The 14,175-nt window shown below is 72.9% G+C and carries 9 protein-coding genes; 4 read left to right on the top strand and 5 right to left on the bottom strand.

The features are described from left to right. The 3 genes from ACQ0O7_RS37890 to ACQ0O7_RS37900 form a co-directional block, all read left to right on the top strand. Positions 1 to 643, top strand: a 643-nt coding sequence (locus ACQ0O7_RS37890; protein ID WP_430789906.1) for a DUF6292 family protein, incomplete at its 5' end; no start/stop codon positions are given. A gap of 56 nt (positions 644 to 699) precedes the next feature. After that, a complete protein-coding gene (locus ACQ0O7_RS37895; protein WP_430789908.1) occupies positions 700 to 1,137 on the top strand; it encodes a hypothetical protein in 438 nt (145 codons plus the stop codon). A gap of 1,596 nt (positions 1,138 to 2,733) precedes the next feature. Beyond that, positions 2,734 to 3,267: a hypothetical protein gene (locus ACQ0O7_RS37900; RefSeq protein WP_430789910.1), complete on the top strand. Its 534-nt coding sequence runs from the start codon at positions 2,734 to 2,736 to the stop codon at positions 3,265 to 3,267. Between the two features lie 2,024 nt (positions 3,268 to 5,291). Here ACQ0O7_RS37900 and ACQ0O7_RS37905 read toward each other — a convergent pair. Then, entirely contained in the window at positions 5,292 to 5,969 is a 678-nt protein-coding gene (locus ACQ0O7_RS37905; RefSeq protein WP_430789912.1) for a hypothetical protein, read from the bottom strand. Positions 5,970 to 8,996: 3,027 nt separating this feature from the next. On the opposite strand from ACQ0O7_RS37905, the gene ACQ0O7_RS37910 reads away from it, so the two are divergent. After that, positions 8,997 to 9,551 carry a tetratricopeptide repeat protein gene (locus ACQ0O7_RS37910; RefSeq protein WP_430789914.1) on the top strand — a complete coding sequence of 185 codons (555 nt, stop codon included), beginning with the start codon at positions 8,997 to 8,999 and terminating at the stop codon, positions 9,549 to 9,551. On the opposite strand, the gene ACQ0O7_RS37915 is transcribed toward ACQ0O7_RS37910, so the two are convergent. The 4 genes from ACQ0O7_RS37915 to ACQ0O7_RS37930 form a co-directional block, all read right to left on the bottom strand. Then, a complete protein-coding gene (locus ACQ0O7_RS37915; protein ID WP_430789916.1) occupies positions 9,517 to 10,749 on the bottom strand; it encodes a GGDEF domain-containing protein in 1,233 nt (410 codons plus the stop codon). The genes ACQ0O7_RS37910 and ACQ0O7_RS37915 overlap by 35 nt on opposite strands. Positions 10,750 to 10,890: 141 nt before the next feature. Beyond that, on the bottom strand, positions 10,891 to 12,075 hold the full coding sequence (locus tag ACQ0O7_RS37920) for an ABC transporter permease (RefSeq protein WP_430789918.1): 1,185 nt from the start codon (positions 12,073 to 12,075) through the stop codon (positions 10,891 to 10,893). Further along, positions 12,062 to 12,736, bottom strand: coding sequence for an ABC transporter ATP-binding protein (locus ACQ0O7_RS37925; RefSeq protein WP_430789920.1), 675 nt, complete (start codon positions 12,734 to 12,736; stop codon positions 12,062 to 12,064). Before ACQ0O7_RS37925 ends, ACQ0O7_RS37920 begins: the two co-directional genes overlap by 14 nt. Then, entirely contained in the window at positions 12,733 to 14,058 is a 1,326-nt protein-coding gene (locus tag ACQ0O7_RS37930) for an efflux RND transporter periplasmic adaptor subunit (protein WP_430789922.1), read from the bottom strand. The genes ACQ0O7_RS37925 and ACQ0O7_RS37930 overlap by 4 nt, the downstream gene beginning before the upstream one ends. Positions 14,059 to 14,175: the final 117 nt, after the last annotated feature.

A 14,175-nucleotide genomic window follows, 5' to 3' on the forward strand; every position in this document is an offset into this window, starting at 1 on the left:
GTTTTCGGTACGGCTAGCCGTACCGAAAACAGCGTGCTGGCACCATCGCGGACCGCCGAGCAGGCGGGGGATGCTGTGCGGGCCGAAGGCATCCGGCTCGGAGGACCTCGGCTCAACGGACCTCGGCTCGACGGAACTCGGCTTGGACGAACGCAGCGGCGGAGGTGGTGACGTGCGGGAGGAATGGGCTGTGCGGGATCGGGAGCCGCTGGGGCATGCGGGATACGTCCGGGCTGTCGCCGCTGCTCTGGAGGATGCCGGGATTCCGGTAGCCGACTGGCGGGCGGACGCGAGCACACCGAGGGAGGCCTGGATCCCGTTCGATCTGACCGGCCAGGTTCGGCGGTACGGACGGGTGGTCTGGGATCACGACACTGCCGGGGCCGGCTGGTCCGAGGAGCGCGGGTGGTTCGTGCTGACCGTCGACGATCCCGGCGGGCGCGACGTCCGTGTCGTGACCACGCTGGCCATCGACGTGGTCGCCCCTCCGGCATCGGTCGCGAGAGCTGTTCGCCGGCACGCCGGTCTACACGTTTCACCGGAACCCGAATCGGAGGAACAGCATGTCGCGACGGATGCCCACTCGATCGAGGGTGCGCTGCGGCGATACGCGCCGAGTCGCACAAAGTCCGTTGACCGGTAGCCCGCAACAGCGCAGTGTCGAGGGTAGACCGATCAGCCCGTGGCGGAGGAACCCTCTTGACCCTCCTCGATGTCAGCCGTCTCATCATCGCCATCATCGGGCCGGGCCTGTTGATGGCGGCGGTCCGCTATCTTCCCCGTCTGTGGGCGGCTGTCTCCGACCGGTTGCGGAAGCCTCAGCCGCCCGAGGTGTCGCCCTACGGACCACCGATCGAGCGTTTGGCCGCCGACCTGCGCCGTCTCCTTCGGTTGCACGGGGAGTTGGTGGCCTCGGCGCAGAACAGCCTGTGCGCGCAGCGCGTGTGGGCGGTCGAGGCGGCGATCGGCATGCGGGCGGTGGAAGCCGCGACCGCGCTGGAGGTTCCGCATCCGCATCCGGACCGGGCGGCTTCGCTCACCCGCACCGAGATCTCGGCCCTGCTCACCGCGTTGGCCATGGCCGGCCTGGTCCTGCCGGCCCGGATGGGTGGCTTCACCATCGGCGGGAGCCGCTGACCGGGCCGCGCCGCCCTTTCGGGGTGTTCAGGTTCGGGGCTCGGATTCGGGACGTTCGGGTTCGAGGCATTTGGGCGCGGGACGTTCGGGTTCGAAGCGTTCAGGTTCAGGACGTTCAGGTTCAGGACGTTCAGGTTCGAGGCGTTTGGAGGGAGCCGGCGGCAGGAGATGGGCTCCCGTCGCCGGCTCCCGTTCCCGGCCCCGCGCCAAGATCCGCCAACCGTGGGTGGGCGAGGGGGGATCGCCGTCACGGAGTGTTCTTGGGCGCGGTGTGGCTGCCTTGGGCTGGGGGCGACTGCCACGGCCGGGTCGGTGGAAAGCTCGCGGTCGTTCGAAGGGCGGTTGTTCCGCAGATGGGCGCTGTTTGGCGGACTGCTGCTTGGTGGACTGCGGCTGGTGGACTGCGGCTTGGTGGACGGCTGTTCGGCGGACGGCTGAGCCGTCGAGGCTGGTGGTCCGGGAACGGCTGGTCCGTGGACGAGCATCGTTCGGTGGGCGGTTGTTTGGTGAGCTGTTGTTTCGCGGGTGGCTGTCCGGTGGGTGGGTGGCCGGTGGGGGCTTACCGCTCTGGGAGCTGCCGCTCGTCAACCGTGCCAGCACTGGCTGTCATGATCCGCGAATGTCCACGGTGTCCTTCGCCACCCCGCTTCGGCCTGGGCTCAAGTCCGGTGGCGAATCGGCATCGAACGGGCGGTGTGCGATGACCGTTACCCACGGGTGGTCACCTGTTCAGGGTCACCCACAAGTCCTTAGCGAGCCTGAAAGGGAGCTTAAAAGGTCCTTAAGTCGATACCTGTGCCGTGACCGTTCGCGGACGCTGCGGGTTGGGCCGAATGGCCGTTTCGCGGGGTTCGGGAAGGTCTCCGAAACATCGTCATACTCACTGCTCAACCCGTTGAACCGGGACGGCCTCAGGGACGTATACCCGGGTGATCGCACACAACCGGCGAACTGCGGCGCCGGCGCGATCGAGGCTCGCGGACCGTCCGCGCGGCCGGTGACGGGGTCCCGCAGGGCGGTGGCGCACTGCGCAAATCCGTGGTTAACCTTCCACATCCACCACGTGGCAGTCGTTGATCCGGGGCGCGAGGGGCGGGCACCGGGGTGCGGAGGTGGTACAGGGTGAGGACGGTGGCATCCATGCGGCGTCGGGGCGGTGGGTTTTTCCCCAGCCGGTTCGGAGCCTCGTCATGAGCTTCGAGGACGACGAATACTGGGCGGACGAGTACGACGAGTACTCGATCATGCCGAGTTCGGCGGTCATCCAGGAGAAGCACTACACCAAACGTACGGTGCCGGATCCGGTCATGCCGACGCGCCGCCGTGGTGGCCTCAACGAGGATGAGCTCGCGGCGCGCCGAAGCAAGAAGGCCGCCTTCGACTCCGAGCGGCCCAGCTGGCTCGACGAACCCGACTTCGTGCCCGTCGACACCAACGTCGACAACCTGGTCGGTGACGACTTCGACGACATCGACTTCAACCGGCCCGAACTCGGCGTCGACTTCGACAAACCCGACTTCCCGATCGAGGACCCCGCGGCACGCCCGGACCTGCGGCGCGGTGCCCGCGAACAGCGCGGGAGCCGGGACGCCCGGTATGAGCGCGGAAGTCGTGACGACGAGCGTTCCGACGACCGGCAGATGTCCGCGCGGTACCGGGAAGAACAGCGGGACAGGGGTGGCGTACGCAATCGGCGGGACGCCTCCAGGGATGACCGTGCCCGGACCGACGACCGCGCCCGAATCGGTGACCGGGACCCGCGGGACGACCGCGCCCGGACGGATGATCGCGACCGGCGCGACGACCGCGCCCGGACGGATGATCGCGACCGGCGCGACGACCGCGCGCGGATCGACGATCGCGACCGGCGCGAGGACCGGGACCGCCGGAACGACCGCGACCGGCGCACCGACCGGGTCCATCTGGACGACCAGGATCGCCGCAGCGACCGGAGCCGTCTGGACGACCAGAAACGCCGGGACGACCGGGAACGGCGCGACGACCGTGCCCGCATCGACGATCGCGACCGGCGCGACGTCCGCGACGAACGGGAGCGTCGTGACGAACGGGAGCGTCGTGACGACCGCTATCGGCAGGACGATCGGGACCGGCAGGGCGAACGGGAACTAAGGGACGAACGGGAGCGCTGGGATTCCCGGGACGGGCGCCGGGACGAGACGCCCTCACGCCGTGGCCGCCGCCGGGAGGAGACCCGCTGGGACGAGCCGGCCGCGCGGCAGGACGATCGCTGGGACGAGTTCGAACCGCGCGACGATCGGCGCTCCCCCGCACCCGACGACCGGCGGGGACGCGGGCGGCGCACCGTCGAGATCCAGGCCGACGAACTCTGGGACGACGAAGGCACCGTCGAGCGTGCCCGGCGCGGTGACGAGCCGGTACGCGACGACGACCGGCCGCGCACCATCGAGTTGGGTAGTGACGAGTACTGGGAGGAGTCCGACCGGTCCGGGCGTGGCGACGTCACCCCGAGCCGGGGGCGTTCCTCGCAGAACTGGGAGGACGACGACTTCGGCCCGATCCGCCCGGTCGGTGGACGGCGCCCACGGCGCGACGACGACACCCGCAGGCCCGCCGCCCGGCGCGACGAGCGGGCGGTCAGTGGGCGTGCCCAGGTTCCCGGGCCCGCCGACGACCCGACCGGGAAGCCGGTTCGGGGCACCGCGCCGCCGGTACGGGACACCCGGCCCGCGGTCGAGTCCGGTGAGCGGCCGGCCGCTGAACTGGCCGGTACGCCACGCGGGTTCACCGGCGAGCAGACCGCCCCGGTGGAGAGCGGCAAGACGGCCCGCGACGGCGGAACCGGCACGCCGGCACGCCCGGTGGAACAGCCCGCCGTGACCGAGATGCCCACCGTCGAGGTGAGCACGGAGAGTGCCGGCATCTCCGGGGCCGGGCGCGACTTGGCCAGGGCCGGCCGTGAACCGAACACTGTCGAGCGTGGCTCGGCGAAGGTGCCGGTGCAGGACACGGGGCCGGCGGGGGGCGTACCACAGCAGCAACCGGAACCGGCGGCCCAGCCGGAACGGGAAGAGGGACGGGGCGGCTGGCGGGCCGCCATGGCACGGCTCGTTCCGGGGCAGCGGACCGCCGGGACCACCCCGCCCGCCGAACCGGCCGCCGACATCGTGGGACAGCAGCCGCAGGGCACGGGCGAAAACCCGGGACCCGACGCCGGTACGGGTGGAGAAGGCCCGCGGGTTGTCCGGCGAGCTGACCCGCCCGTACAGCCGAAGGTTGTCAGCAAAGCCACACCACCACCCGCGCCACGCGTCATCAAGGCCGACCCGCCGGTCGCGCCGCGTGTCGTCGCCGCGCCCGCGCCGGTGCCGCCGGCCCGCGTGATCGGGCCGAACGGTACGCAACAGCCGGCCTGGAACGGTGAGACGCCACCTGCCGGTCAGGATGCGGCGGCTACCGCGAGTGGCGGGTGGCCCGCCGGAACCGGATTCCCCGGCACCGACCGCCCGGCACCGCAAGGCGGATCGACCACCAGCGGTGGATGGCCGGCCGGCACCGGGTTCCCTGAAGCGCAGCGTCCGGCACCGCCCACCGCCAGTAGCGGGTGGCCCGCCGGAACCGGATTCCCTGACGCGGAACGCCCCGCACCGCCCACCGCCAGTGGTGGATGGCCCGCCGGAACCGGATTCCCCGACGCGGAGCGTCCGGCACCACAAAGCGGCTCCCCCGCTGCCAGCGGCGGATGGCCCGCGGGCACCGGATTCCCGGCTCCCGACGGCGCCGCCGCGAGCGGTGGATGGCCTGCTGGAAGCGGATTCCCTGATGGCGACGTTCGGTCCGGACGGCCTGCGGCCAGCGGTGGCGACAGCAGGGGTACGGGTGACGGACGTTCGGTCGCGGCCGGCGGTTCGGGCAGTTCGGGCGTCGATAGTCGTACGGCCGGCGAGGTGCCTGGTGGGCCGCTTGGCGGGCCCGACGGTGGGTGGGCCGGTGACGGCAACCCTCCGAATGCCGCCGACGGTCGCCGCGGTGACGGCGGCGAGGGGTGGGCGGACGTTCCGCAGCAGCGTTCGCGCAAGTCGCCGCGTACCGCACATGTGTTCCTGTCCGACGGGGACGGGCCTTGGGCGATGGTTCCCGACGCGTCGCAGCCTCCGGAGGGATCCCGGCCGGTGTCACCGGCGCGGCCCGCGGTTCAGGGGCAACCCGGTATTGCTCAACCCGGGGTCGGTCAACCCGGTACGGGCCAGCCCGGCACTGGTCAGCCTGGCATGGGGCAGCCCGGGATCGGCCAGCCGGGCATGGGTCAACCTGGTGTGGGTCAGCCGGTCGTTTCTGGTGCACCCGGTGGCTATCCGGCTCCGGAGCAGGCCTGGCCGCCTGCGGCACGGGACGCGCAGTCCGGCATGCCGGGGCAGCGGGGTGGACCTACGGCGCCAGTTACCCCCGCGCAGCAGGGCATTACCGGACAACAGGGTGCTCACGGACAACCGAGCACTCTCGGACAGCAAGGCGTTCCTGGACAGCAGGGTGTTGCTGGACAGCAGGGTGTTGCTGGACAGCAGGGTGTTGCTGGACAGCAGGGTGTTGCTGGACAGCAGGGTGTTGCTGGACAGCAGGGTGTTGCTGGACAGCAGGGTGTTTCCGGCGTGGCCGGCGCGCCTCCGCAGAACGGGGTGCCGGGACGGGCGGCTGCTGAGGCCTGGCCGCCACCGGCTCGTGGTTCGCAGATGCCCGGGCAGGTGGCTGAGGGCGGGGCGCACGTCGCCACGCCGGCCAACGCGTGGCCGCCCGCGCCGCGGCATGAGCAGGGTGCGCCTACACCGCAGCATCAGCAGGATGGGCTCGCGCATCAGCATGAGCAGGGTTGGCTGGTTCAGCCGGATACCGGACAGGGTGGGCCGGTTCGGCCGGGTACTGGGCAGGGTGGGCCGGTTCGGCCGGGTACCGGGCAGGGTTGGCTGAGCCAGCCAGCTTCTGCGGCTCAGCCCGTGAGCGAAGGGATTGCCGGCACGGCCGCCGCCTCCGGGACAGGTGTTCCCCAGTCGGCAACAGGTGTTCCCCAGTCGGCGCCTACTTCGGGAGGTGCTCAACCAGCCGCCTCCGGTACGACTACTCCATGGCCCGCGCCCACCTCGGGGGCGTCTGCGCCTCCGGCGGCACCCGCCTCGGGGGCACCCGCCTCGGGGGCACCCGCCTCGGGGGCAATGCTGCCCCCGGCAGCGCCTACCTCGGGTGGGGCGGTATCTCGTGCCGCGCACACGTCCGGCGGGCCGGCTCATCGGGCGGCTTCCCCCGGTCAGCGCGGTGGGGCGCACGCCGCGCCCACCGTCGGTGGCGCCGACGCCGCGCCTACCGCCGGTGCAACCGACGCCACGGCTGCCACCGGTGGCACCGGTGGCGGGAGACACGAGGCGGGACCACAGTCCGGTACCGGGTGGGACGGCAGTGCGGCACCCGCCTCGGCGCAGCCGGGTCCGGGTTCGGCTCAACCGCGTCCGGGTTCGGCGCCGCCCGCGCACGCTGCCGGGCGATCCGATACGGACATCGTGGCGGGGCAGCCAGGCAACGAGTGGGCCGGATCGGCTCGGGGCGGGGCCTCAGGGTCCGGGACCGGATGGCAGGACGGCCGGGTGGCGGAATCGCCGGCGTTCGGAAACGGGCCGGTGCCCTCGTCCGCGGTGCCGGTCTCGGGTCGGCCCGCGGACAGTGGCTGGAACGCCGCCACACCCATCTCGGTGCCACCCGCCGCCGGCGTGTCCGGTGGGCCTACCGGGGTCGGCGACAACTCCGGCGGATCGGCGGAGGCTGATCTTCGCGCCTCGCGGGAACGGCCTACCGTCGCTCTGCCGATGCCGAACGGGCAGCGGCCCGGCGGTACGGCCGAGAAGGAGAACGGGGCCTCGGCGGCCGGGCGGGAGAAGCTCGGGTTCCCGCTGAGTCGTCCCGGTCGAGCGGATGGGCCGGAGACCGGTGCCGATAGTTCGGTGCGGAGCCGGTCGGCGGTTCCCGACAATTGGCCACATACCGGTACGGGAAGCTGGCCGCAGACCGGGACCCCGAACCGCGCGGACGCCGGGACCGGCAGCCGGCCGCAATCCGGCGGCACGCCGAACCCGGGGAGCGCCGGGACCGGGCCAGAGACCGCCGGTAGCGCGTCGGCCGGGCTTGACTCCGGCGCGGTGACTGGCGGCCGTCCGCGGACCGAGCCGTACCCGCATGACGGCACACACGCGCAGAACGGCACGCACGCGCCGGGCCACGCGCAGAACGGCGCGCACACGCAGAGCCACACGCAGCCGCAGATCGGAGGACGGGCGGAAGCCGGTTCGTCGGCCGGGACACCGGGGCAAGCCGGGACACCGGGGCAATGGGTCGAGCCGGGTGGCACGCCTGACAACTGGCCGCGGGCGGGTGCTCGGGGGCAGAACGCAGCGGATGACCGAACGCAAGCCGGACCGGACAGGCTGGCGGATATCGGCGCGGATAGCCAGTCCCGAGCCGGGGCCGACGCGAACGCGGTCGGCGCGGACGGAACCGCTGAAAGTGGGGCCGGCGCGAACGGAACCGCCGCGAGCGGGGTCGGCGCGAGCGGGGTCGGCGCAAGCGGGGTCGGCGCAAGCGGGGTCGGCGCGAACGGAACCGGTACGAACGGGGTCGGCGCGTACGGAGCGGGGCCGAACGGGGTCGGTGCTTCGCATGGCGGCGGCCTTGGTGAGGCTGTGGCGAACGCGTTGGGTGGAGGCGAGACGAGCACCGGCGGCCGGAAAGAGGCCGGCGATCTGGGCTTGCCGCCGGTGGGGCCGGATGACCGGTTCCCGCCGGATATGCCCTACATGGATCCGGACGGGACGCTGCACAATCTGCGGCCGATCGCACGGTTGGAGAATTCCGGGCCTACCGAGCCGCAGCGGTCCGGGGACAGCGCGTTCGGTAGTGGATGGTTCGTCACCAAGGGGGTGGCCGGTGGGCCGGGGGCGAGTGGTTCGGCGTCAGATGGCGCGGCGACCGGGCCGACGGCATCCGATCGGATCACGGCCGGCCTGAACGGCGACGTCTCCGGATCAGCCGCCGGTTCTACGGCCGGGACGGTAGCCGGTGCCGCTGGTGGAATCGCCGCGGACGAATCGGCTACGGGCAGGACGGCGGTTGCGGACGGAACCGGCGCCATCGGCACCGCTGCTGGCGGGGCCGCTGCTGGCGGGACCACTCCTGGCGGAACTGCTGCTAGCGGAACTGCTGCTAGCGGGATGGACGGGACCGGCACGGTTGGGCGGCCCGGTGCCGGAGATGGCGGTGGATCAGGCGATTCGCGGACGGGTCAAACGCCGGCGGAGATCGTCGGGGCGGGCTGGGACGGAGAGGGTTCCGGTGCGGCTGGCGTCGGTCCGGGACCTGAGAAGGACCAGTCCGTCAGCGACCGGGCCGCCGGAGACCAGGCCGCTGGTGCACCGGACGCCGACGGACAGGCCGGGGCCAAGGCTGGTGGGCCGGCCCGGAACGGCGCGCGAGGCCGGGAGCAGAACAGCGCCCGGGAACAAGGCAGCGCCCGGGAACAAGGCGAAACGGCGGAACAAGGCAGCGCCCGGGAACAAGGCGAAACGGCGGAACAAGGCAGCGCCCGGGAGCAAGGCGAAACGGCGGAACAAGGCAGCGCCCGGGGACAAGGCGGCACCCGGGAACAGGGCGGCGCGGGGGAACAAGGCGGCACGCGGGAACAGAACAGTGCTCGGGAACAGGGCTGGAGCAGCGGGGACGGGACGGAGAGGACGGCTGTTCCGGATGAGCAGCGTGGGCCGGATCTCGCTCCGCATCTGCCGCTGACCGCCGCTGATCTGTCGGCTATCCGGTGGCGGCTGGACGGGGCCACCCTGCGTGAGGTGGTCGACGACCGGAACGCGCTACGGGAGCTGGGTGAGCGGCTGGACGGGCCGCTGGCCGACGAAGCCGACAACATCGTCAAGGCGGGACTGCTCAGTGTGCGGGCCGAGGTGTACCGGCTGCTCGGGGAGCTGGGGATGGCCGCCGCGGCCAGTCGGCTGGCTCTGGCTCACGCCGAGTCCGCGCAGGACCTGCAGTCGCAGGTGATCGCGCAGGCCGAGCTGGCGCACGTGCTGCGGCTGCGGGGCGACTACATGGAGGCGGACAAGCTGTTCCAGCGGGCGGTGGAGGCCGAGGTGGCGCCGGCCGTGCGGAGTGTGGTGCACGAGAACGCCGGGCGGAGCTGCTTCGACCAGGGGCGGCACATGGAGGCGCTGGACCACTTCGCGCGGGCGGTCCGGCTCGGCGCCCAGGAGGACACCGACCTGGTGGAGCGGATCGGGGTGTGTCTCGAGGCCGTCTACATCCACGTGCTGCGGGACGGTTGGGGCCCGTACCCACGCAGGTCTCCGGAGATCCTCACCCCGCTGAACGGGAAGAAGCAGGGGACGTGACCGGGATGTCGTCGACGTTGTGCCGGGGCTCGTCGGTCCCGGCCAGCGTGCTGCGGCCGCGACCACCGGCCTTGGAACGGTAGAGGGCGCTGTCGGCGACCCGCTGGAGTTCCTCGGCGCCGGTGGCGTGGTCGGGGACGGCGGCGACGCCGATGCTGAGGCTCGGCGGGCCGCACGGCAGGCCCTCGACGGCGCTGACGCTGATGCGGGCCTGTTCGGCGACGCGGAGGGCGGCATCCGGGCCGGCCCGCAACAGGACCGCGAACTCGTCACCGCCGAGCCGTGCGACCAGAACATCACGTTCGTCGGTGGACCGGCGTCCGGCGTCGCGACCGGCGGCAGACCGGCGGTCGGCGTCGCGACCGGCGGCAGACCGGCGGTCGGCGTCGCGACCGGCGGCAGACCGGCGCGAGACGTCACGGCCGCCGGTAGGACGCGGCGCGGCGTCCTGATCGCCGGTGGACCGGGACTGGAAGACGTGGCTGTCGGCGGCGGCGTGCAGAGCGTCGGCCACCGCGCGCAGGGCCCGGTCGCCGACGGCGTGGCCCCAGGTGTCGTTGATCGTCTTGAAGTGGTCCACGTCGATGACGATCAACGACAGGGGGTCGGGGGTGGCGGCGGCGCGGGCCAGTGCCGCGTCGAAGGCTCGCCGGTTCGCGGCGCCGGTCAGGGCGTCCGAGGTGGCCTGGTGTTCCAGGACGCGGAGGAGTCTGTCGTTGCGTTCGCGCAGGCCGACCACCACCACGGCGGTCATCGCCATCGCCACCGTGATCGCGATCCAGTCGAGGAGGGCCTGGTCGGGCTCCTCGAAACGGAACGCGGTCAGCGCGTGCCCGGCGGAGATCTGCGCGACGATCAGCACGATCAGGCGGCGGCTCAGGAACGACGCGGCGTACAGCAGCGGCCACAGGTAGAAGAGTTGCGGGCCGAGGGTGGCGTCGGCGGTGGCCACGTTCAGGCCGGTCACCACGGCCGCCGACACGAACGGCACCAGCAGCCAGAAGACGGCGGGCATCGTTCCGGGGCGGCGCAGGCAGATCAGGCCGACAGCGAACAGGGCGGCGGAGGCGACGCCGAGGGTGATCAGTTCGTACAGCGGGTCGCCGAGTTTCATCAGGACGCCGGTGACGAGGTTGTAGGCGCCCCCGGCCAGCATCAGGTAGGCGACGGCACGGGATCCGCCGTGCTGGTCGCGCATCCGATGGGGCAAAGTCTTCTCCCGGGGTCCGGTCCGCTCCCTTTTTCGGCGCGACGGGACCCGACCTGAGGCGATGCCCGGCGGCACCTGAAGCGTTGCCCGGCGGGGCCGGGCGGGCCCGATGGCGGTGTCCCGCGGAGCTCACTCGGTGCGCAGGGCCACCACCGGGTCGAGGCGGCCGGCGCGCTGGGCGGGCACCACGCCGAAGACGATGCCGACGGCCGCGGACACGCCGAAGGCCAGGGCCATCGACCACCAGGTGAGGGCGGCCGGTACCGGGGTCAGCCGGTCGACGAGCAGGGCGGAACCGCCGCCGAGGAGCATGCCGAGGACACCGCCGGTGGTGGTGAGCAGTACCGCTTCGAGGAGGAACTGGACGCCGATGTCGCGGGGGCGGGCGCCGACGGCCTTGCGCAGCCCGATCTCTTTGGTCCGTTCCCGGACCGAGACGAGCATGATGTTGGAGACGCCGACGCCGCCGACGAGGAGGCTGATCCCGGCGATGGCGGCGAGCACACCGGTGAGGACGCCGAGGATGTCGCCGAGCACGCCGAGGATCTGTTCCTGGGTGACGGCGGAGAAGTCGGTGTCCGGGTGCCGTTCGGCGAGGGCGGCGACGACGGCGGCGGACAGGGCGCCGATCCGGTCCCGGTCGGGGGCGCGGATGGCGAGGCCGTCGATGCGTTCGGTGCCGAGGAGGCGCTGGGCGGCGGTGACCGGGACGTGCACCTCGCCGTCGCGGTCGACGCCGAGGCTCTGGCCGAGTTGCTGGAAGACGCCGGTGACCCGGAACCGTACCCCGCCGATGGTGATCTGCCGGCCGATCGGGTCGCGGTCGCCGAACAGGTCACGGGCCACCCCGGCGCCGAGGACGGCGACCCGGCGGCCGGTGTTGACGTCGGTGCGGGTGAAGTAGGCGCCCCGGGCCAGGGAGCGGACGAACACCGTGGGCGTGGTCTCCAGGACACCTTGCACGCTGGCGTACCCGGTACGCGTACCGGCGCGAACGGTCTCGCCGGAGGCGATGGTGACCGCGACCCGGCCGCGGTCGCCGACCACCCGGTTGACGGTGTCCAGGTCGTCGAGGGTGAGTGGGGACGAGGTGGGCGCGGAGCCGGCTTCGAGGCGGCCGGGCACCACGATCAGCAGGTTGGAGCCGAGCCCTTCGACCTGCTGTTCGATCTGCTGTCTGGTGCCGGTGCCGATGGCGACGAGGGCGACCACGGCGGCCACCCCGATGACCACGCCGAGCATGGTGAGCACGCTGCGCAGCCGGTTGGCGCGCAGCGCGTCGAGGGCGACCCGCCAGGCCTCAGCGAGTCTCAACGATCCTCCCGTCACGCATCCGGATCTCCCGGTGGGCGCGGGCGGCGACCTCCCGGTCGTGGGTGACCAGGACGACCGCCACCCCGTCGGTGACCAGGGTTTCCAGGAGGGTGAGGACGGATTCGCCGGTGGCCGAGTCGAGGTTGCCGGTGGGTTCGTCGGCGAGCAGCACGGACGGGCCGGTGACCAGGGCGCGGGCGATGGCGACGCGTTGTTGTTCGCCGCCGGACATCTGGTTGGGCCGGTGGGTGATCCGGTGGCCGAGGCCGACCCGTTCCAGCATGGCGGTGGCGCGTTCGCGGCGTTCCCGGCGGCCGGCGCCGCGGTAGACCAGGGGCAGGCCGACGTTGTCCTGGGCGGTGGTGCGGGCGAGCAGGTGGAAGGACTGGAAGACGAAGCCGATGGTGGTGTTGCGCAGCGCGGCCATCTCGTCGGGGGTGAGCCGGGCGACGTCGCGGCCGCCGATCAGCAGGGTGCCGCCGGTGGGCCGGTCCAGGCCGCCGAGCAGGTGCATCAGGGTGGATTTGCCGGAGCCGGAGGTGCCGACGACGGCCAGGTAGTCGCCGGGTTCGACGGTGAGGGAGACGCCGCGCAGGGCGGGCACCGACACCCCGTCGAGCTGGTAGGTGCGGCTGATCCCGGTGGCCACGATGGCGCTCACGGCGCCTCGTCCCCGGCGTTGACCTGGTCGGCGCCGGCGATCACCACCCGCTCGCCGGCGCTGACGCCGGAGGTGATCTGGACGGTGTCCTCGCCCTGGACGCCGAGCCGGACCGGGACCGCGGTGTACCGGCCGTCCCGGACGGCCCAGACGGTGTCCCGGCCGTCGGCGCTGACCACGGCCGAGGCGGGCACGGTGACGGCGCCAGACGCCTGCCGCACCTTGAGCCGGATCACCGCGCTCATCCCGGGCCGTGGGGTGGGCGCGGGCGAGGCGTCGTCGGGGTAGGCGCCGTCGCCCAGGTCGAGGCGCACCTGGTAGGAGACGCCGCCGCGAGCCGAGGTGGTGGGCAGCAGGTCGACCGACCGGACGGTGCCGGCGAACACCGCTCCGGGCGCGGCGTCGAGTTCGATCGCGGCCTCCACGCCGTCTTCGACGAGCAGCACGTCGGTCTCGTCGACCTCGGCGGTCAGCCCGAGGCGGGCGGTGTCGACGACGGTGATCACCGGGGTGCCGGCCGCGACGTACCCGCCTTCGGGCACCGCGGTGTCCACGCCGGAGACCGGGGCGGCCGGTGGGGCCTGGCCGCCGGCCAGCAGTCCGGCGAGCGGGTCGGCACCGGTCCGGGCCGGCCCGCCGAGCTGGACCACCCCGGCGACCGGCGCGCGCAGGGTGAGAGCGTCGACGGCGGCGTCGGCCAGCTGGTAGGCCTGCTCGGCCTGGAGCCGCTGGGCGGCGGTGAGCGAGCCCATCGCCCGGCCCAGCGACGCGACGCCGCTCTGCACCGAGCGCAGGGCGGCGGCGGAGGCGGCCGAGGCGAGCTGGTAGTTCTGCTCGGCCGTGCCGACCTGGTCGAGCAGCGCCGTGCGGGCCTTCGGGTCGGCGATCTCCTTCGCCGCGGCGCGGGCCTGCCGGAACGCGGTGGCGGCCTGCTCGTCGGTGCGCTCGCGGACGGCGGTGAACTCGGCCGTCCCGCCGACGTGCACGCCGGCTCCGGAGGGCGCCTGGTCGAGGGCCTCCTGGGCGGCGTCGCGGCGGCGGGTCAGTTCGGGCGAGTCGATGACGGCCAGCACGTCACCCTGGCGCACCCGCCGGCCCGGCTCGGCCTGGATCTCACGCAGCGTGCCGGCGGCCGGGGCGGTGAGGGTGGCGGCGGTCCGCGCGGTCACCGAGCCGGGCGCCTCGACGATCTCGTCGACCGTCCCGACCTGGGCGTTTCCGAGCCGGACCGCGCTCGGTTCGTCGTCGCACGAGGCGGCGGTCAGCGGAAACGACACCACGACCGCCGCGATGATCACTGCACGTGAACGGCTGCGATACACAGGGGTCACTGTAGACCCAGAGCGTCATTTTGTACGGTCGACAAAACGGTCCCGCATCGTCCCCGCGAGGCCGGCGTGACACCGGGCCGTGACGCGGCCGCCGGGCGAATGCGAACC

This window comes from Actinoplanes sp. G11-F43, from assembly GCF_050589265.1.
Classification (GTDB): domain Bacteria; phylum Actinomycetota; class Actinomycetes; order Mycobacteriales; family Micromonosporaceae; genus Actinoplanes.